Source organism: Larkinella ripae, from assembly GCF_054780775.1.
The window spans coordinates 1,042,668-1,063,389 of record NZ_BAAGVR010000001.1 but is presented as its reverse complement, the minus strand read 5'-3'; the positions used below and the strand labels follow the sequence as shown (position 1 = coordinate 1,063,389).

The window sequence follows — 20,722 nt, the reverse complement described above, 5'->3', positions numbered from 1 at the left end:
ATTTCAGTTTTCGGTATACGGTTTCCGGTTTTCAGATCGCGGTAGCACCATGCGGTTTTCGGTTATCGATTGCAGTAATGCTGGCCGAAAACCGTATATCGTATACCGAAAACTAAAAACCGTATACCGAATACCGAAAACCGTAACCTGAGAACCGAAAACCGTCAGGCGCTTGTGTTTTTAGCGAAGGAAGCGAGCCAGAAAAGTAAACCGATGCAGGACGAAAAACCGCCGATCAGAATCAGGGTCCATTTCAAAACCGGCAGAAAATTCCACTTCGTTAAAAAGAAAAAAGATGCGACGATAGCACCCCCGAACAGGGTCATGTAGCCCAGGCCGATGAACAGCGCAAAGGCCGTGCCGACGCCCGAATTGCGGCTGTCGTGGTAATCGACCGCACCGCAGACGATGCCGGTTAGCCAGACCACGCCGATCAGGCCGGCCAGCCCGATCCGGAGCAGCCACCACCACGGAACGCCCGGCGCCCAGAAAAGCGGCACGAACGAAAGCAGCACGGCGACCATTGGTAAATACCAGCCCAGACTGAGCAACTGGTCGTTGCCCGCTTCGGTGATGGGTTCGTTGCGGCTGGCCAGAAAGGCGGTGAGCGCGAACATCAGCAGCCAGAGCACTTCCGGCCCCAGCAGGTAAGCCACGGTGCGGTTCATGCTTAAAACGCCTTGTAATTCTTCACCTCGTCCTGCAGCGACGCCAGCACGGTTTTTAGTTGTTTGTCCAGCTCGGTATAGGCCGCCCGCAAGTCTTTTTCGTTTTTCTGGCAGTAACTTTCCACCGGAACCGACTTGGTATCCGCGCCCCCTTCCAGCCATTCGATGTGGCTGATCGTGGCCCGGTATTTCCGGTTGGCGCACTCAATCACCACGGTGTAGCGGAAGCTGTAGACGCCACCGGCGGACGTTTCCGAACGCGGCAGGGTCACGACCTGTACGGCTTTCCCGACCAGATCGCCGGTTTCCCTGTCGCTCAGACTAAACGGTTCGCCCGCCGACCGGAACGTCTGGGCCGCCCACAGCCGGGCGCGCCGGAACAGCTCGACCTGCGACACGCTGCCGCAATCGACCACCTCGGCATACACCACTTTCTGGTTGGTGACGGGCAGCGTTCCGTGGAGTTTTCCGTCGACAACGGCGGGGGGGCAATCGGCCTGGGCTGAGTGGGCGTAGGTCATACCGGCGAGCAGCAGGGTAAAAAAGATCCGTTTCATGAGGTAGTATTTGTTAGTATTCCGATGATGGGTACAAAACTACAGCGACCGGAGCCGCCCTGTCCAGCCGGAAGCCACAACCGGCCGGTTTGGGTGCACAAGTAGGGGAGAAGGGCCACTAACTGCCGGATCGGCGGGTGGTTCAGCCGGAGTGAATGGTGTGTAAATTCTGCTAATCGATCCTGAAATAATCAAAAAAAAGCTTTCCGTATTTTTTACGCTAAGAAACGTTTTCTACATTTGGTTAAGCGATTCAACCTTGATCCGATCCGTTTATGACCGTTACGTCTGCCTTCACCCGCTTGCTGCTGGCTGGTTTGTTCCTGAGCGTTCAGGTACTGGCGCAAACGCCCCCGCGGCAACCCACCCCGAACGACACCCTCAAGTCGCCAAAAGTCCTGGCCGACAAGCGGGTAGTCCTTCAGATTTACGCCCCCAAAGCCAGTGATGTGAGCGTGGTGGGTGATTTCCAGTCGGCCATGAAACCGCTGAATCTCACCAAAGACGAACACGGCGTCTGGTCGGTGACGGTGGGGCCGCTGAAACCGGATTATTACACGTACACCCTGACCGTAGACGGCGTTCGGACGATGGACCCCAAAAATCCGGTGATCAAACAGGGCATCAGCAGTCTGGAAAATGTGATGGCGCTGCCCGGTGCCGAGACGGTTTTTCAGGACAACCGCGCGGTGCCGCACGGGGAGCTGCGGCAGGTCTGGTACCAGTCCAACACGCTGGGCATGACGCGCCGGATGCACGTTTACACCCCGCCCGGTTACGAAAAAGGCACGACCAAATACCCGGTTTTTTACCTGCTGCACGGCGGGGGTGACGACGATTCGGGCTGGCCCACGGTGGGTCGTGCCGGTTTCATTCTCGACAATCTGCTGGCGGCCGGGCAGGCCAAACCCATGATCGTGGTGATGCCCAACGGCAGCATGCCGCTTCCGCCCTCGACCGGAATGCCCAGCCCGGATGCGATGCAGAAAATGCGGGCGCTGTTTGCCGACGAACTGCTGAAAGAAATCATGCCCTACGTGGAGAAAAACTACCGCACGCAGCCGAACCGCGAAAACCGGGCCATTGCCGGCTTGTCGATGGGCGGTTTTCAGACGCTGGACGTGACGCTCTCCCGCCCGGAACTGTTCAATTACGTCGGCGTTTTCAGTTCCGGTTTTTTCGGCCCAACCATCGACGAAGCCGAAACCAAGTACGCCCGCGCGCTAAATGACCCCGGGTTTAATAAAAACAAAAAGTTATTCTGGATCGAAATCGGCAAGGATGACTTTGTCATGGATGCCAACAAGAAAACGATGGCGCTGCTCGACAAACACCAGATCAAGTACCAGTACAAAGAGACGGCGGGGGGCCATACCTGGACCAACTGGCGGCAGTACCTGAACGAATACGTCCCGTTGCTTTTCAAATAAACCCGGTTTTTGAACTTTTACTCCGCCCTCATCTCTTCGGTGAAAAAACTCTTTGTCTTCTGGCTGAACGTACTCCTTCCCGCCCTGGTATTCGGACAGGGGCCGGTCGTCAAAACCGCCAGCGGCCGCCTGGAAGGAACCACCAGCAAAACCGGCGGCATCCGGATTTTTAAAGGCATTCCGTTTGCCGCTCCGCCCGTGGGCGATCTGCGCTGGAAGGCTCCGCAGCCCGTTGCCAACTGGTCGGATGTGAAAAAATGCGTGGCTTTTGGGCCCAGCCCGATGCAGGGAAAACCGGCTCCGTTTCTCTACTGGTCGACGGAGTTTCTGATTCCGGCGGAGCCCATCAGCGAAGATTGCCTGTACCTGAACGTCTGGACCGGAGCCAAATCGGCGGCCGACCAACGGCCGGTGCTGGTGTATATTTACGGGGGCGGTTTTCGGAGCGGGGGCGCGGGTTGCCCGATTTACGACGGCGAAGCAATGGCCAGAAAGGGCGTCGTGCTGGTCAGTATCAACTACCGGGTGGGCGTTTTCGGTTTTCTGGCGCATCCCGAACTGTCGGCGGAATCGGGCTACCAGGCTTCGGGCAATTACGCTTTGCTCGACATGATTGCCGCCCTGAAATGGGTCCGGGAAAACATCGCGGCCTTTGGTGGTGATCCGGGCAACGTGACCATCGCCGGGCAGTCGGCGGGGGCGTTTGCGGTCAATTTCCTGACGGCTTCTCCGCTGGCGAAAGGGCTTTTTCACCGGGCCATTGCCGAGAGCGGGGGGAGTTTTCTGACCAGCCCGATCCGGCCCAAGCTAAGCCTGTCGGACGCCGAGAAACTGGGGGTGGAATTTGCGCAGAAGCTGGGTGCGGCTTCGTTGAGCGACCTGCGGGCCAAACCGGCGGAAGAGGTGCTGAAAGCCGGCGGGTTCAGCGCCCCGATTGTGGACGGCTACCTGCTGCCCAAAGGCATTGATGAGATCTATAATAAAGGGCAGCAAAACGACGTGCCGCTGCTGCTGGGCTGGAACGGCGACGACAAGGTGATGGGCGCGCCGGTCGGGGCTGCGGTTTTTCGGGAGCAGGTTGCCAAACGGTTCGGCGACCGGGCGGAGGCTTATCTGGCGGTGTATCCGGCCCGCACGGAAGAAGAAGCCGCGCAGTCGCAGGGGCACAGCAACCGCGACGAAACCTTTGCCATTCAGGATTACACCTGGGCCAAAATTCAGAACCAGAGCGGCAAGGCCCCGGTTTTTGTGTACAATTTCACCCGCCAGGTGCCCGCTCACACCCCCCAGACGCAGTTCGGCGCGTTTCATACCGGCGAGGTGCCGTATGCCTACAACAACCTGCATACCGTAAACCGCCCCTGGGAAGCCATCGACCGGCACATTGCGGATGTGATGTCGTCGTATTGGGTCAATTTTGCCAAAACCGGCAACCCGAACGGGCGGAATTTGCCGAGCTGGCGGGCCTTTCGGAACGATACCGAACTCGTCCAGATCATCGACAAAAAGATCGAACACCGTCCGTTGCCCACCAAAGACCAACTCCGTTTCTGGGAGAGCTATTACCGGCGGAAGTAAGCGGCACGGGATCGAAAAGCAGAATCCTGCCTGTCAAATGATGCATATCGACTGTAGAAGGCTCTCAATCCGGCACTTTTACGTTCAACATGCATCATTTGACAGGCAAGATTCCTTTTTTATTTTAATCTGGACTATTTAGTAAGAAAAGGGGCAAATAGCGGTTTTTAATTCATAAAAGCGCAAACAACCGGGGTTTAAACCAGTTAAGCCAAGAAGAGTTTTTTCTGGCCCGCAATAAATGAGCCAAGGCCCGTTTTTGGGGCAACTGTCCGTTGATTGAATTTTATGAAGCCACTTGTATTGGTAGTAGACGACGATGATGACGATTTGTGGCTGATGCAGCGAGCCATGATTCAGATTGGCGGAATCTGTCAACTCAATCCATTTAGTGATGGAGCCAGTTTATTGCTGTATTTGGAAAGCTCAAAAATCATTCCCAACCTCATCCTGATTGATTACCACCTGCCCCGCATGGATGGCATGGAACTAACGGAAGGATTACGGGCCCGGTCGGCCTTTCAAACGGTGCCCATTGCCTGGATGAGTTCCGAAATTGATCCCAGCTGGGAAAGCCACTGCCGCCAGCTGCACGTGAGTTGGTGCTGGATTAAACCCAACAACTACACCGCCTGGCAAACATTCATGCACCAGCTTTGCGGGACCCTGATCGATCCGAAATAGGGGTACGGTTTTCAGTTTTCGGTTTTCGGTGAGCCACCGGAGCGCCGGGCCGCCGTTTCGGGACGCTTCTCCGCCGGAACCACTGCACTCGGGTCACATCGTGCGTCAGCTACCGAAAACTGAAAACCGTATCCCGAAAACCGTATCCCGTACTCAAACCGGCAGATACACCCTGAACGTACTGCCCTGCTCCGGCTGGCTGTGGGCGGTGATGGCCCCTCCGTGATTTTCGACTACTTTCTGGCAAATCGCCAACCCGACGCCCGTGCCGCTGTAGGCCAGTTTTCCGTGCAGCCGCTGGAATACTTCAAAAATTCGGTCGGCGTATTTTTCATCAAAACCGATGCCGTTGTCAATGACACTGATCCGGTGGAAGAAAGGGGCCGATCGGCTGGTTCGGATGGGATTCGGCAAGTCGCTGGCCGCTAACTTCTGGTACGTTATCCGAATCTGTGGCGCAATACCGGGCCGGCTGAATTTGATGGCGTTGGACACCAGATTCTGAAAAAGCTGCCCCAACTGCGACGCATCGCCGTGGATGGTGGGCAGGTCGTCCTGAACCGTCAGCGCGGTATGGGTTTGGTGAATCTGGAGCTCCAGCACTTCAAAAACTTTCGACAGAATATCGGGCAAGGAAACCGGGTCGAAGATGCGCTGCCGGGTGGAAATGCGCGAATAGGCCAGCAAGTCCTTGATCAGTTCCGACATGCGACTGGCCGACGACTGCATCCGGCTGATCAGGTCGAGCCCGGTTTCGCCCAGTTCCGCAGCGTACTGACCCTGCAACAAGCTCCCGAACGACTGAATCTTGCGCAGCGGTTCCTGCAAATCGTGGGAAGCCACGTAGGCGAAGCGCGTCAGGTTTTCGTTTGAACGAAGCAGGTCCTGATTCGACTCGTTCAGCTCATGCGTGCGGGCCTGCACCTGGCGCTCCAGTTCGGCTTCAATGCTTTTTTGTTCGTGAATATCGGTTGCCGTCCCGACCCAGAGCGTAATGGCCCCGGTTTCGTCGCGGATGGGCAGCGCCCGGTTCAGGTGCCAGCGATACATCCCGTCCGAGCCCCGCCGGTAGCGGTTTTCAACCACGAAAAGGGTGCCTGATTCCAGCGCCTTCAGGTACATTTCCAGCGTGTTGGGCAGGTCGTCGGGGTGAACCACCGCCTGCCAGCTCCAGGCCCTGGTCTGATCGTAGTCCAGCCCGGTGTAATTGTACCATTGCTGGTTGTAAAAATTGACTTCGCCTTCGGGCGTGTTGGTCCAGGTCATCGGCGAAATGGCCTCCAGGAGCGTCCGAAACCGGGCTTCGCTCGCTTCCACCCGCCGTCGGGCCAGCACCTGTTCCGTCACATCGATGGCCACATCGAGGATAGCGTACACCTCGCCGTCGGCGTTGCGGAGCGGTTTGTAGGTGAAATTGAAGTAGTAAATACCCCGTTTCCCGTCCACCACCAGTTCGGCTGCGGCTTCCTTCGAAGCGTATTCGATGCCGGTGGCATACACCTCGTCCAGAATTTGCAGGAAGGGCTGGCCGACCAGTTCGGGAACCGCTTCCCGCAGCGGTTTTCCGATGGCGGTACTGGTTTTTCCCCAGACTTTCAGCATGGCTTCGTTGGGCAATTCGACAATCATCTCCGGGCCGACAAACAGGGAAATGGCGGCCGGTGCTTCTTCGATCAGGTTCCGAAACCGCTGTTCGCTTTCTTTCAGGGCCAGCTGCGCCCTGACCTGCGACGTGACTTCCGTGGCCAGCACCATCACATCCGTAATGGGCCCGTCCTCGTCGCGCATGGGCGCATACACGAAGTTAAAATACGCGTCTTCCAGTTGGCCGTTGCGGTGCAGACGCGCCAGGGTTTCAAAACCGTAGTGGGAAACCCCGGTTTCGTAGACGGTTTTTAACAACTCCAGGAAGCCCTGCCCTTTGATCTCCGGAACGGCCTGGGTAAACGGCCGACCCAGAACGTCGGCGTCTTTGCCCCACAACGTCAGCATGGTCTGGTTGGCGGTTTCGACCACAAAGTTTTCTCCGCTCAGAATCCCAATCGCCACCGGCGCCTGCGCAATCATGTTCCGAAACCGTTCTTCGGCCTTTCGGCGCGAAGCTTCGTTTTGTTTTTGTTGCGTAATGTCGAGCACGATGCCGGAGAAGGAAACCGGCTTTCCGGCGGTATTGTAGAGGTACTGCGCCAGCACCTTGACCCAGTGAACCTCCTGGTTAATCCAGACAAAACGCGCTTCGAAACTGAGCGTTCCCGTACGCAGTGCGATTCGGTAGGCCTGGTCGCGGATCGGGTGGTCCTGCGGGTGGAGGTATTTGACCAGCATATCCCGGGGCAGGCCGAGCCGTTCTTCGCCGGTCAGAATGCGGGCGAGCGAGGGCGAATAGAGAATCTCGTCGGTGGCCAGATCAACCGAAAACGAACCCGAACCGGAGCCTTCCAGCGCCAGCCGGGCCTGCTGTTCCGACAAGGCGGTTTTTTCGCGCGCCAGCACCTCGTTGGTGGTGTCGTGCACGACGCCCGAGAAGCGGTACGGCTGGCCGGCGTCGGTGAAGTAAGCCTGTCCGATGAAACGAACCCAGCGAATTTTGCCGTCAACGACGCCGATGGTGCGGTAATTAATGTCGTAACTGCCGCCCGATTCCGGCTGCATCGCCCGTTGCGAGGCTTCGTGAACCCGGGCCTGATCTTCCGGATGGATGTGGCTCAGGGCTTCGTCGTACGTCATGGGGTGGTCGGCGGGCAGTCCCAGAATTTCCCGGGAGCGGTTGTCCCACTGGACGGTGTTTTGAATCGGATCATAGTCCCAGGTACCCAGTTGCGCCGATTGCAGGGCAATCCGGAGCCGCTCCTCGCTTTCGATGCGGGCCTGCCGCAAAACCGCCTGTTCGGTAATGTCCTGCATGGAGCCAATCATGCGCACCGCTTTCCCGCTGCGGTGCAGGATGTAACCCCGGTCGTACACGGTGGCATACGTTCCGTCGGCCCGGCGAAACCGGTACTCGTCCGCCCAGTTGGTTCCGGCCTGATCGATGACGTGGTGAATGCTACCCAAAACCCGGTCTTTGTCGTCCGGGTGCACATAATCATACCAGGATTCCGGGCCGGTCTGGGGCGCAGGAACCGAATGGCCGAACAAAATGGTGTATCCCTCGTTCCACCAGACCGTATTGGCTTCCAGGTTCCAGTTCCAGACGGCGTCGCGGGTCGCCATCGTCAGTAAATGGAATAACTCGCTATCGGTTCCTGATTCCGTATTCACAGACGTATTTTCCTTCACTCGTTGGGTGATGTAACCTTACATCATAGATACTAGTAATGACAAATAAACGCAAAATTAGTTTACAGTCGGAGGGGAAAGATTGGCCGAGCCGGGTTGTAAACTAACGCTTCGTGACCAAATTCGAATGAGATTCAGTATTGATAATCAGATACATGAAACAAAAAGGCGGTTTTTTGATTGTTTACACAACTGAAAAACCGGAAACAATAAACCGACTGCCGAAGCCGGATGCGGAACTTAAAGCGGGTTGACTTTCCTTAGTGGTAGTAACAGCGGTTTACTCTGAATATGCACTTCAAATCGACCTACCAGGCAGCCCGGGCAGTGGCCGGGACCATCGAAAATTATTTCGCCCATCATTTCGCCACCGCAACCCTGAACGGCGAACCGGAAGCGGGGCATCAGCCCCATGCGCCGGTGATTGAAGCGGTCATCGACACGGCGTTCTGGGCGAGTCTCCAGCACGAAGAAGGCAATTCGCCCAATGTGTCGCTGGCGCTGCTCCCGCCCGATCAGGCCGGGCAGCCGCTGCTGTTCGGGCATCGCCTGCGGTTCACGCCCGCTACGCTGACCAAGCTGGCCCCGGCCGTTGAGCGCCCCGGCATTCACCTGGGCGTCTGGTACGAAGACGATATGCTGTACATCTGGGGCACCACCCGCGAAATTCCGGGCAACTGCTTTGTGCTGGAGGTGATCGAACCCGGTTTGCTGGTGATCAAACACCGGCGGCTCGACGGGTTTGGCAAGTTTGTCAACGTCGCCATTCTGAAGGGCGATCAGGTGAAAATTGTAGACGAAAGCGCGGCCGGAACGCCCGACTGCCCGTTTGTGCTGACCTCGATGCTCGGTTTTACGCTGCCCTCGTTCTGGAACGACTCGATGAATGTGCTGGTGCAACTGGCGGTTTCGATGCGGGCCCACCGGCGGGGCGGCTCGCTGCTGGTGGTGCCCTCAGGCAGCCAGCGCTGGCGCGAATCCATCCTTGATCCCATTTCGTATCCTATTGTGCCGGTTTTCTCGCAACTGCAGGAGTTGCTGCAGAACGACATCGGCGAGATGGAGCAAAATGTCTGGCGCGGATCGGTGAATCTGTCCGTCGACTGGATCGCGGGCCTGACGGCGGTCGATGGGGCCACGATCATCAACGACCAGTATGAAGTAATCGGCTTTGGCGCCAAAATTGGCCGGTCGGCCATCAGTGAGCGCGTTGAGCAGATCGTCATCACCGAACCCATTGTGGGCAACGAGGCCCAGGTGGTGCATCCGGCCCAGACGGGCGGCACCCGGCATTTGTCGGCGGCTCAGTTTGTGTTCGATCAGCGCGATGCGGTGGCGCTGGTGGCTTCGCAGGACGGTCGGTTTACCATATTTACCTGGTCAGACAGCGCGCAGATGGTCCACGCCCACCGGGTCGATTCCCTGTTGTTATAACTAAAACGGGGCAAAAACCGTAAAATTTGTACCGGTTACTAAACTTATATAATTATTTTTTGATACAATTAACTTGTAGTATAGCATTTCTGCTTATTTTGGCAAAACCCTACGTTATCCGCACGATGGTCCAACGCCCCAAAGCGCACCGCTATTATCTCCTTCATAATGAGCCTGTTCTCCTAACTGAAAAATTACTGAAGGAACTTCAGCCGCCCAATCGACCCCAACCGATCAAATTAACGAAACCCTGGCTGCTGGCTTTTGGCTTCTGGCCCGATCCCTCGGCCAACTCCTGGATGTTTGAAGACGCGCGGCTGGTTCCGGGCATGAATTGCTGGCTTTGCGTACAGACCCGCCGTTACCTCCAGTATGTACACGAGCTTCAGGATCTGTTTGAAGAAGCGTTTGCGGACCTTGAACTCCAGTTGCGGACGGAGCCTACCAAACTGCACCTGCCGACGGTTCGTCAGCAGTTCGTATAACCGCTGTTTCCAAAGGCCGTTTGCCAACCAGCCTGCTGCTCCAATGCGGTTTTCCGGTTTTTAGACGAAACCGGGGCCGGTCTTTTTCTTTCGGGGTGAAGCCGCGCCCGCGCCACCCGCGTTCTCCTTAAAACGACCCGCCGGTTCTGCCGACTGATTTCCGGAGCCACAATCAGCGTTATAAAAGACCGGCAGCGGGGAAACCGGTTCGGATCAGAGTATTTTTCAGCCCGAATCTGCTTACCTTCATCAGAAGCAACGGCTGCGGCATCACCTGGCGGTTTTGTCCGTCTTGCCAGCACCGGGAAACTTTATGTAACCTTTTTCCATGGAAAATTCCAGAAGAGATTTTATCAAAAAAGCCGCTTTAAGCACCGCCGGAATTACGTTTGGCGGCCTGGCTACGGGCATGTCGGCAAAGAGTTACGCCAAAATAATCGGGGCCAACGAACGGTTGAATATAGCCATTGCCGGGTTGGGCCGACGGTTGGGGGCCTATTATGACCCCATTTCCAGGAAAGATAGCAATGTCGAGCTGGTCTATTTGTGCGATGTGATGCAGAAGCAGCGCGAAGAGGGCCTGAAGAAATTTTCGAAGCACATCGACTACAAACCGAAACTGGAAAACGACATTCGGAAGGTCATTGCCGACAAGAATGTTGATGTGCTGATCAATGCGACGCCCGATCACTGGCACGCGCCCGGAACCTGGCTGGCGGTGCTGGCCGGCAAGCACGTATACGTTGAAAAACCGTGTAGCCAGAATCCGCGGGAGGGTGAAATTCTGATGGAAATTCAGAAGAAATACGGCAAGGTGATACAGATGGGCAACCAGCAACGCTCGGCCGTGGAGTCCATCGATGTGATCGGTCAGATCCACAACGGCGCAATCGGAACGCCCTACAAAGCCGTGGCTTTTTACACGGCCAACCGGGGCGAAGTGCCCGTTCCGAAGAAAGCGGCCGTGCCCGACGGGCTGGACTGGGAGTTGTTTCAGGGCCCGGCCCCGCGCATGCCGTATACGCACGACACCTGGGATTACAACTGGCACTGGTACGGCTGGAACTACGGCACCGCCGAAAGCGGGAACAACGCCACCCACGAACTGGACGTTGCCCGCTGGGCCTTGCAGGTCGAATACCCGGAATACGTTTCGGTGGAAGCGGCCAAACGGCATTTTATGGACGACGGCTGGTCGATGTACGACACAATGGACGCCACATTCCGGTTTCCGGGCAATAAAATCATCAAGTGGGACGGCAAGAGCCGGAGCGGATACAAAACCTACGGAACCGACCGCGGAACCATCATTTACGGCAGCAACGGCAGCGTGTACGTGGATCGGGACGGTTATAAACTCTTCAACCGCGAAGGCAAGATGATGAAAGACAGCAAGTCGGCGGGTTCGGAAGCGGGCACGGCGCTCGGCGGTGGGGGCGACATGACCACGCGCCACGTCGTGAACTTCTTTAACGCGATCCGGGGCAAGGAGAAACAGAATTCGACCATCGACGAAGGAGCCAAAAGTACGCTGCTGTGCCACCTGGCCAACATTTCGTACCGCACCAACAAATCGCTGGAAATTGACGCGAAAAACGGTCACATCCGCGACAAGGAAGCGATGAAATTCTGGAGCCGGCAATACGAAAAAGGGTGGGAGCCGCCGGTATAGCCGGACAATCGCCACCCGGTTTTTGCGTTGCAGAATGCCCGCAGTGCAAGTGCATTGCGGGCATTTTCGTGGAGCCGAACTGGGCCGGATTGCCGGCCAGAAAAACCGGGCCGGTCGGCAATTGGCGGGACAATGAACTTATTTGCCGGGAACCCGATTAAAATACTATACCCTCCCGTCAGCCTGCTGCTTTCTTGACAGATCTTCAGTAATCGAACAAGCCTCCGGATGCCAGGGAACGCCGTGCGCGGTTGTGCATGGCCGTATTTAACCGCTAAAAATCAGTCTATAACTATGGCTAGAAACCAGGAGACATTTAATAAAAAAGAAAAAGAAAAAAACCGGCTAAAAAAGAATCTGGAAAAAGCGGAAAAGAAGGAAGAACGCAAAGCCAATTCGGGCAAAGGAAAAGGCCTGGATGAGATGATGGCGTATGTGGACGAAAATGGTAACCTGTCGTCAAGTCCGCCGGATCTGCGGAAAAAACGGACCATTAACTCGGAAGATATCCCCGTCGGAATTTCCAGACAGGAAAATGTAGCGCCGGAGGTGATCCGGAAAGGGGCGGTAACTTTTTTCAACGAATCGAAAGGATACGGTTTTATCAAAGACCAGCAAACGCAGGAGAGCATTTTTGTGCACATCAGCGGGCTGACCGATCCGGTCAAAGACGGAGACAAAGTTACCTTCGAAATTGAAATGACACCGAAAGGTCCCAACGCCCGGGACGTCAAAAAAGCAGTCTGATCGGTTGTGAAAACCGGTTTGCGATGCGTAACGGACACTGGGATCGTTGTAATTATTTAGTGCAAATTTTGAATTTCTGCTAACAACGGCGATTTTTCTTTTGCAGATCAGAAATAATGCACGCCTGTTTGCATCTCGAAAGCCAGAGGGAGTCCTCTGGCTCTGTTTTTTCAAAGAAAATCCATCCTTTTTCGGAAGGCATCCGCACCGGATGGCCAGCGACAGCATCCCAAACCCTGGTTTGTGGGGAGTGCCGGTGCCTTTCGGGGCCGTCGGAGACCTACGAAGGTGGCACTGGGTGTCGTTTATCGCGTACTGGAAGGGCCACACGCCGGTCGGCAAAACCGTGTACGACCGGCTGAGCGGCATCGCCATTTTGCCCGCACTTGCCGACATTACGAAGGCTCCGCTGCCGAAAAACCGGACGCTCGATGGGTCTTCCGGGGCGAATGGGCTGCTGGGAAAACCGGGTAAGCGACCCCACCCGGAACTGGAACCAACCTGTTCAACCTGGCCGTTGATCCGGGCGAATGTGCTCCGTGACCATCCGGACAAAGCCCGTCAACTGAAAACCCTGTTGGATACCTTTCCCAGGGCGGCTGAGAACTGATCGCGTCGGGAATGGGATCGAATGCGCTGACCTACCGACCCGTCAACCCGTTCCAGATGGCCGGGCCCCAATAATACAGGGTGAAATAATAAGTGCCAATCAACAAAAAACCGGTCGCCAGCAGCAGGAGCACACTGGCCAGCAACCGCAGCCCCGGCGAAGCCCGGTATTGGCGGGTTCGGCTGATGATTTCGGCCACGAACAGATTGGGGATGTAAAAGAAAAAGGCCATCACCTGATCGAACGGCCCGCTGAACGTGCGGGTGTGTCCCAGGCCGTCGGCCAGCAGGAGCCAGAAACCGTAGTCCATGCGGTATAACCACGAACCAATCGCCAGCGCGTAGAGCCGCAGCGCCCAGCGCCGGTGCGTTTCCACGGGGCCGGACACCGCCGAGCGGTACGTCTGAATGGCAGCCACCAGCATCAGGACGCCGTAGAGGGCAAATCCGATGTCCATCACCCAACCGCCAAGGGTTCCTTTCAGCAGAATGAACACCAGCCCGCCAACGGCGGCCAGCAGCGACGAAACGACGTAAATCCGCCCAATCCAGCGGTGAACGGCCGGAAAGCGAACCCGCACCGCATCAATCAGCTGAATACTTCCCAGCACCAGAATAATGCCGCCGGCGGCAAAATGCAGGCCAATGCCGGTGGTTGCCGCCCGGGTCCCCGACTCGTACAGCCGGGGCAGCACGTTGTTCCAGCGTTCCATGTTGCCTTCGTAAAGAGCGGCCGCGTAGAACGCCAGAATGTACAAACCAAACAAGCCCGCACTGACCCAAACCGTGGTGACCAGAATGACGCCCGACCAGTGCAGGGCTTTGAGGCTAAACGTACGCAGGAGCGGGTGGGGGTTTGCTGGCGCGGTCGTATCGGTTAAAACGCGGGTCATGAACAGGTTTTTTAGAACGGCGGCTGATTTCGGAACGAGCCCCTTAAATTACCAAAACCGGATGGCGTTTCCTCATCCTGCGTGATTTATTCCTTATAGCCGGGGCGTCGGTACGCCTTTCCTGGCTACCTGGATTTCGCTGCGGGATGGTTAACAGCTGGTCCGCAGGTGGCCCGAATCGTCCGCGGATTTAGGAATAAAACCGTATGCTAGCTCCTGAAAAGCAGAACGGGCGAAGCTAGCTGCTTCGCCCGTTCCGTCGCGCCTTGTTTTTACTGGTTCTGATAAGCGGGGGCGAACTCCTGCGCGGCAAATTCTTCCAGCGTGGTGGGCGTGGTATTTTCGGCCGTTCGGCTAAAACCATCCATCAGGCTGTTGTCGTTGATGCGCTGGCAAAAGGCAATGTAATTATCGGCCAGACTCGGTTTAAATCCGGCCTGGAGCATCCCCGCCCGCGCCTGATCATCCGAAAAAGCCGTCCAGGTCAGTTCTGGTTTTCCCACGGCCCGGCCCAGAATTTGGGCGACTTCGTCGAACGTCAGCTCGCGCGGACCGGCGACGAACTGGACGGTATTGCCCGCAAAATCCAGCGCCAGCAACCGGCGGGCGGCCACATCGGCGATGTCACTGGCGTGGACCAGCGCCAGCGGTTTGTTGTTCTGGATGGGAAAACCGCCCAGCAAACCGGCTTCTTTCAGTAAACCGATGTTGCTGAAAAAATTCTGGAAAAAGAAGCCCGCCCGCAGGTGCAGCACGTTCAGACCGTCGATGGCATTGAGCCGGTTTTCGAGGTACGTCATGCCCTCGATCACGCCGTTGTTGTCGGGCAGGTGTGCGCCGAAACTGCTCAGCGAAACCGCGTATGGCACCCGGTTTTGCTGGATGGCGGTGGTCAGGGCATCGGCGACCCGTTTCTGGTAGGGCGTGAAATCATCGACGACAAAATTAGGCGGAATCATGACGTAAACCGCCGTAGCGCCCCGGAAGGCTTCCGTCAGAAAATCCGCATCTTCCAGGCTGCCGATAGCGGCCTGCGCCCCCTGATCGGTGAAGGCTTTCAAATGGTCGGCCGAGCGGCCAACAACGGTGACCGGTTTTCCGGCGTCTAACAACTGGTGGGCAATGCGTTTTCCTGTATTGCCACTGGCTCCTGTGATAACGTACATCGTGATGGTAGAAATAAATTTTTTGCGATAATGCTTGCCAAAACTACGTCCAATGGTTTACTTTTGTCAAGTAATTACTTTAAAGTAGCTTAGTATCGAAATGGAAACCATAATTGATAATGAGGCCGTTGACGAAAAAGATTTTCCGGAAGAATTAGCATCTTTTGCGATGACGAAGTGTCCGGTGACGCTGACCAACCTCATCATCGGCGGAAAATGGAAACCGGTCATTATTCACAACGTGTCGCGCGGGATCAACCGTTTTGGCGAACTGCAACGCGCCATGCCCGGTGTTAGCAAGAAGATGCTGACGCAGGAACTTCGGGATCTGGAGCGCAACGGCATCATGAACCGAAAAATTTACGCCGAAATTCCGCCCCGGGTTGAATACAGCCTGACGGAGCGGGGCCGGGCCACCCTGCCGGTTTTGCAGTCGATGGTGGTGTGGGGGCTGGATTACGCGAAAAGCCTGGGAATCGGCTAGCGGTTTTTATTTTTGGCGGGCCGCGCGGCCAGGACTTCCCGCACGGAAGTCCAGTGGAAAGCGGGGTAGCGGTTGTTGTCGAGCGGCTCCAGTTTTGGCCGTCCGCTCAGCATATCGTGCAGATACTGCATGCCCTGCCAGGGCGGAAACACCTCTTCAGGCTTGGGAAACAGCCTGCGGGCAACTTTGATCAGGATCGCCAGCACGCCCAGACCGCCCACCCGCAGCCGCCTGAATTTTCTGCCGGTTGCCTCGCTGGCGGCTTTTTGCAAGGTTCGGATGGTGGCCACTTCGCCCGCGATGCGCAAAAACCGGGGGGTGGCCGATTCGAGCGCAGCCGTAGCGGTGAAGGCGGCCGTGTTGTCGGTGGTCGTAAAATCCATCGGCTGATCGGCATCTCCCCAGTAAATTATCCGGTTCAGGCCGAACTGAATAAGCGGAGCCGGTCCGGTCAGCAGGTCCGTAAACATCCCGTTCAGAATCGAGGTGGCGGCAATCGGGGCCTGATCGAGCCGCGCCCGAAATTCCCGGCGCAGATCGAGATTGCGGTTGGAACCGGCCGGAAGCCGGGTGTAGTCGATGCAGTAATCGGACGGTATGAAGCGGGGCACACCCGCGGCCACGGCGGCCTGTAGCAGGCGCGTCTGGGCTTCCACAATGACGTCGTGCAGACCCGACAGCGCCGACACCACGCAAAAACCGCCCGCGCAAGCCCGGGTCAGGGCCGCAGCATCGTTGAAATCCACCTCGACGATGGAGGCTCCCAATTCCCGCAGGGCAGTTACCGCCGGGCTGGTTTTTCCGGGACGCACCAGCGCCCGAACCGGAGCGCCCGCTTGACGCAGATACCGGGCAATGCTCCGGCCCAGTTGACCGGTTGCGCCCGCCAGAATGATGGTTTTTGGTTCAGAAGAAGGATAGAGACTGGATTTTTCGGTGCCGGAAAGCATAGGTGGACAGTTGATTCGAACTTGTTAACCCGCTGTTTCTCAAAATTGATTGGGAAGGGCCGCACGATCAGCGCGAAAAACCGGGGTTCACCCGCCGTTTATGGGCAAATCAATCGGGCTCCCGAGGCTGAAAAACCGGGTCTGAAGGAGCAATTGGGCTGATTTTTACCGTTAACTAACCTTTTGGTTACACCTGAACGTGCTGGCTCAGTTTGTGTTGCGGTTCGGCAAAACCGCTATCTATCGTTACAATGTCCCGTCAGCCTAAACTTAACCGGTATTATTACGTCCAGACTGAACCCGTTTTACTGACCGATTCCCATTTACATCCCGTTTACGGCCGCCCGACGCCGATTCGATTGTCCAAAACCTGGCTGACGGCGTTCGGCTTCCGGCCCGACAGCCGGGCGCACTCCTGGCTGTTTGGCGACGCCCGCCTGATTCCCGGAACCAACTGCTGGCTGTGCGTCGAAACCCGGCGCTATATTCACTACGTCCACGAATTGCAGGACTTATTCGAAGAACATTACAACGCCTGCCTGGACCTGCGAACCCAGCGCAGTGTGACAATGGCGACGACCGTCCGCGCCAAAGCCACGGTGTAGAAGCCACCCGGTTTCGGGGCGATTTGGTGAGTTTATCCTGATAATGACAAATTGGTAACAATGCGTTAACAGCCAGGTAAAGTAGGAACACTCTCTTTGCAGCGGAAAATTTTCACAACCTGTTGCATGACTAAGTATCTACTTTCAATCCTTTTAGTACTGTTGACTTGCCTTGTTACCGACAAGGCCGTTGCTCAAACAACTCAGGCCTCCATTGCGGGGGTTATTTCGGACAATCAGAAAGCACCGCTGCCCGGTGCCACCGTTCAGGTTCGCAACCAATCGACCGGTTTTACCACCGGAACCATCACCAACGCCAAGGGCGAATATTCGTTTAAAGAATTGCCGCTGGGTGGTCCCTACACCGTCAAAGCGACTTTTGTGGGCTACGGTGAGCAAACCCGGACGGGCTACTCGCTCAACCAGGGCGACGCCGTTCGGCTGAACCTCACCATGCAGGAAGACGCCCAATCGCTGGAAGTGGTGCAGGTGGTGGCGTCGGGCCTGAAAAACAAAACCGAGGATCTGGGAGCCGCCACGGCGGTTTCGGCCCGCTCCATTGCAACGTTGCCGGTCAATGGCCGGAATTTTACCTCGCTGATGGACCTTTCGCCCCTGAGCCGCGGAGGTAACATTTCGGGGCAGCTGGGTTCATCGACCAACTACACCATCGACGGGATGAACGCCAAAAACCCGACTTCGGCCGGTTCGACCACCAGCCGCAGCGGGGCGCCGTATTCCATTTCCATCGAAGCGGTGCGGGAATTCAAGGTTGTGACCAACCAATACGACGTTACGTTTGGCCGCAGCGGGGGTGGAACCGTAAGCGCGGTGACCAAAGCCGGTACCAACCAGTTGCACGGAAGCGCCTTTAACTACACGCGGGCCAACTGGCTGTCAAGTCCTTACGACATTCGCGGCAACCGGCGCACGAACGATTTTGCCACCTACCAGTACGGTTTTTCGCTGGGCGGTCCGATCGTCAAAGACAAGCTGCACTTCTTCCTGGTCTGGGATCACCAGCAGGATTCACGCCCGCTGATCATTGCCGATGTGCAGTCGCCGGCCGACGAAAACCGCTTCAATGTGACCCGGACCACGCTGGATCGGTTCGTCAGCATTGCCCGCAGCAAATACGGGGTGGCCAACACGCCCCAGTACGGCACGTTCGACAAAGCCCGGGGTTCCGACGCGGCTTTTGCCCGGCTCGACTGGCAGATCAATCATAAAAACCTGCTGACGATTCGCAACAACTTCACCAGCGACCGGAACAAACTGGGGCTGGCCGACAACACCTCGATCAACATCTACGAGTCGTACGGCAATGACTACAACATGGACAACAGCCTGTTGGCCACGCTGCGGACGTCGATCAACCCGAAGGTGACGAACGAGTTGAAGCTGCAGCATTTGTATACTTACCAGAAAAGCAGTCCGGGCGATCAGCTGCCGGGGGCCAACATTCCGCGCGCCATTGTCGAAAACGTGGTTTCCAGCATCGACGGAGCCAATCGTTCCACCAACATCCAGATGGGCGGCCACCGGTTTGCGCAGGAAGGCTTTACGAACAATGTGCTGCAACTGGTCAACAACCTCTATTACAACACCGACAAGATTCAGTACACGTTTGGTCTGGATGTGATGTATACGCACGCCAAGTCGCTGTACGGCAGCGAGGTGAACGGGCGGTTTCACTACACGGTGGACGGCAGCCTGTCGGCACTGGACAAGTTTGACCAACTGCAACCCTACCGGTATTACCGCGAGGTGCCGCTGGTGGCCGATCCGACGGTGCGCGGCAGCATCCTGAACGCCGGTCTGTACGGCCAGATGAGCACCCGCCTGGCGCAGGGCATGGACATGACCGCCGGTTTGCGGTTCGATTACGCCCATTATCCGTCCACCTCGCTTAATCAGGTGGTGTTTGACGACCTGGGCCTGCGGACGGACAACAAGCTGAAATCCTTCGTGGTGCAGCCCCGTCTGCAGTTGAACTGGGATGTGAACGAGCGGCACACGGATTACATCCGCTTCGGAGCCGGTATTTTTGCCTCCGACATCAACAACTACGTCGTGATCAACAACCTGACGTTCGACGGCAAGCACCTGGCCACCGTGGACGTACGCAGCCCGAACCTGCCGACGCCGGATTTTGCGGCTTACCGCAACAACTACGGCAGCATTCCGTCGCTGGACCGGTTTCAACTGCCGACCATCAACATGACGGGCTCGGACGCGCGGGTGCCGGTGATGTACAAGATGAACCTGTCGTATAACCGCTACCTGACGGACAAACTGAAGGTGGGTATTTCGGGGTACGCCACGCTGGGCCGTCATAACTACATGTATGTGGATCGGAACATGGTCGCTGACCCGTTTTTCCGGCTGGCCAACGAAGACAACCGGGGCGTGTATGCTCCGCTCAACACCATACCGGCCAACGGCGCGGGCGACTGGCTGCAGGGCCGGATCAGTCAGAGGCTGGGCCGGGTGCTGGAGCTGAACAGCGAAGGCAAAGTGAATCAGTTTGCGGTGGTGGCCGATGCCACCTACCAGTACTTCAAAGACGGCGAGGTTTCGTTCAGCTACACCTGGAACGATACCAAAGACAACACCTCGTTCAACGGAAACGTCGCCAACACGGCCACGTTGTCGCTGCCGGTGAAAGACGACCCGCGTAACCTGAGCCGGATGACGTACTCGGACAACCACTTCCGCAGCAAAGTGGTCTTCTACGGTACATTGCCCAGCTTCTACGGCATCACGGTCGGCGTTCGGTACTCCGGCATTGGCGGAACCCGGTATTCGCTGCTGTCGGGCGCCAACAGCAACGCCGACTTCGTGTCGGGAACCAACGACCTGGCCTTTATCTTCGACCGTACCAACGAGGGTGTACCGGCCAACGTAAAAACCGGCTTGCAGGCGGTTTTGGACAATCCCAACGCCAGCCAGAGCATCAAGGATTACATCCTGAAATATTCGGGCCAGATGGCCGAGCGCAATGGCGGCATCAACGGTTTTTACGGGGTGTTCGACGTGCGGGCCAGCAAGAAGTTTAAATTGTATAAAAACCATAACCTGGAAATTTCGGCGGACGTGTTCAACTTTGCCAACCTGCTGAAAAAGACCTGGGGAGTAAACGAGTCGCTGGGCTCGCAGGCGCTGTATGCACTGGGCATTCCGGCGACCTCCACCACGCCCGCCGTACCCGGTTTTGACCGGGCCGCCCAGCGGTTTAATTACCGGGTCAATACGGCCGGAATCGTTTCGCCGTCGGGTAATCCGTACCAGATTCAGATCGGTGCCCGCTATAATTTCTAGCACTCAACCCCGCTAGGTTTCCAAAACCGTACGGGTTTCTTTTCCAAAGCGTTCAGACCTGAACTTTCGCGTACTTCTCTTGCTCGGACAAATCCCGCCAATCGGTGGGATTTTGTTTTTCAGGGCCGCACCGCCCGAAAGCACACCCGGTTTTGTCCCC

At 56.7% G+C, this 20,722-nt stretch carries 17 protein-coding genes; 11 read left to right on the top strand and 6 right to left on the bottom strand.

Translation table 11 applies throughout. The features are described from left to right. Positions 1–164: 164 nt before the first annotated feature. Together ACYVHX_RS04245 and ACYVHX_RS04240 are read right to left on the bottom strand one after the other, a co-directional pair. Positions 165–668, bottom strand: a complete 504-nt coding sequence (locus tag ACYVHX_RS04245) for a hypothetical protein (protein WP_460670352.1) — start codon at positions 666–668, stop codon at positions 165–167. A gap of 2 nt (positions 669–670) precedes the next feature. Further along, positions 671–1,225, bottom strand: coding sequence for a DUF4468 domain-containing protein (locus tag ACYVHX_RS04240; protein ID WP_460670351.1), 555 nt, complete (start codon positions 1,223–1,225; stop codon positions 671–673). 275 nt (positions 1,226–1,500) lie between these two features. Between ACYVHX_RS04240 and ACYVHX_RS04235 the strand changes: the two genes are divergently transcribed. From ACYVHX_RS04235 to ACYVHX_RS04225, 3 genes are all read left to right on the top strand, one after another. Then, entirely contained in the window at positions 1,501–2,655 is a 1,155-nt protein-coding gene (locus ACYVHX_RS04235; protein ID WP_460670350.1) for an esterase, read from the top strand. Positions 2,656–2,694: 39 nt separating this feature from the next. Further along, on the top strand, positions 2,695–4,233 hold the full coding sequence (locus ACYVHX_RS04230) for a carboxylesterase/lipase family protein (protein WP_460670349.1): 1,539 nt from the start codon (positions 2,695–2,697) through the stop codon (positions 4,231–4,233). 288 nt (positions 4,234–4,521) lie between these two features. After that, positions 4,522–4,917 (top strand): response regulator, encoded by a 396-nt coding sequence (locus tag ACYVHX_RS04225; protein ID WP_460670348.1) that lies wholly within the window; start codon positions 4,522–4,524, stop codon positions 4,915–4,917. A 153-nt stretch (positions 4,918–5,070) separates the two neighbouring features. On the opposite strand, the gene ACYVHX_RS04220 is transcribed toward ACYVHX_RS04225, so the two are convergent. After that, positions 5,071–8,178: a PAS domain-containing sensor histidine kinase gene (locus ACYVHX_RS04220; protein ID WP_460670347.1), complete on the bottom strand. Its 3,108-nt coding sequence runs from the start codon at positions 8,176–8,178 to the stop codon at positions 5,071–5,073. A gap of 309 nt (positions 8,179–8,487) precedes the next feature. Between ACYVHX_RS04220 and ACYVHX_RS04215 the strand changes: the two genes are divergently transcribed. The 5 genes from ACYVHX_RS04215 (at position 8,488) to ACYVHX_RS04195 (ending at position 13,144) form a co-directional block, all read left to right on the top strand. Next, positions 8,488–9,630: a putative sensor domain DACNV-containing protein gene (locus ACYVHX_RS04215; RefSeq protein WP_460670346.1), complete on the top strand. Its 1,143-nt coding sequence runs from the start codon at positions 8,488–8,490 to the stop codon at positions 9,628–9,630. 125 nt (positions 9,631–9,755) lie between these two features. Beyond that, complete coding sequence (locus ACYVHX_RS04210) at positions 9,756–10,115, top strand: hypothetical protein (RefSeq protein ID WP_460670345.1); 360 nt, start codon at positions 9,756–9,758, stop codon at positions 10,113–10,115. 328 nt (positions 10,116–10,443) lie between these two features. After that, the gene (locus ACYVHX_RS04205) at positions 10,444–11,787 is read left to right on the top strand and encodes a Gfo/Idh/MocA family protein (protein WP_460670344.1); all 1,344 of its coding nucleotides are present in this window, start codon (positions 10,444–10,446) and stop codon (positions 11,785–11,787) included. Between the two features lie 294 nt (positions 11,788–12,081). Continuing rightward, positions 12,082–12,534, top strand: a complete 453-nt coding sequence (locus tag ACYVHX_RS04200; RefSeq protein WP_460670343.1) for a cold-shock protein — start codon at positions 12,082–12,084, stop codon at positions 12,532–12,534. A gap of 211 nt (positions 12,535–12,745) precedes the next feature. Further along, on the top strand, positions 12,746–13,144 hold the full coding sequence (locus ACYVHX_RS04195) for a hypothetical protein (protein ID WP_460670342.1): 399 nt from the start codon (positions 12,746–12,748) through the stop codon (positions 13,142–13,144). Between the two features lie 31 nt (positions 13,145–13,175). Here ACYVHX_RS04195 and ACYVHX_RS04190 read toward each other — a convergent pair whose 3' ends face one another. Together ACYVHX_RS04190 and ACYVHX_RS04185 are read right to left on the bottom strand one after the other, a co-directional pair. After that, entirely contained in the window at positions 13,176–14,036 is an 861-nt protein-coding gene (locus tag ACYVHX_RS04190) for a DUF2306 domain-containing protein (RefSeq protein WP_460670341.1), read from the bottom strand. 272 nt (positions 14,037–14,308) lie between these two features. Next, entirely contained in the window at positions 14,309–15,202 is an 894-nt protein-coding gene (locus ACYVHX_RS04185; protein WP_460670340.1) for an NmrA family NAD(P)-binding protein, read from the bottom strand. Between the two features lie 100 nt (positions 15,203–15,302). On the opposite strand from ACYVHX_RS04185, the gene ACYVHX_RS04180 reads away from it, so the two are divergent. Further along, a complete protein-coding gene (locus ACYVHX_RS04180; protein ID WP_460670339.1) occupies positions 15,303–15,686 on the top strand; it encodes a winged helix-turn-helix transcriptional regulator in 384 nt (127 codons plus the stop codon). On the opposite strand, the gene ACYVHX_RS04175 is transcribed toward ACYVHX_RS04180, so the two are convergent. Beyond that, entirely contained in the window at positions 15,683–16,636 is a 954-nt protein-coding gene (locus ACYVHX_RS04175) for an NmrA family NAD(P)-binding protein (RefSeq protein WP_460670338.1), read from the bottom strand. The two genes, ACYVHX_RS04180 and ACYVHX_RS04175, sit on opposite strands and share 4 nt — an antisense overlap. Before the next feature lie 251 nt (positions 16,637–16,887). Here ACYVHX_RS04175 and ACYVHX_RS04170 point away from each other — a divergent pair, with 251 nt between their 5' ends. Beyond that, positions 16,888–17,241 carry a hypothetical protein gene (locus ACYVHX_RS04170; protein ID WP_460670337.1) on the top strand — a complete coding sequence of 118 codons (354 nt, stop codon included), beginning with the start codon at positions 16,888–16,890 and terminating at the stop codon, positions 17,239–17,241. Positions 17,242–17,367: 126 nt separating this feature from the next. Next, entirely contained in the window at positions 17,368–20,562 is a 3,195-nt protein-coding gene (locus tag ACYVHX_RS04165) for a TonB-dependent receptor (protein ID WP_460670336.1), read from the top strand. Positions 20,563–20,722 lie beyond the last annotated feature (160 nt).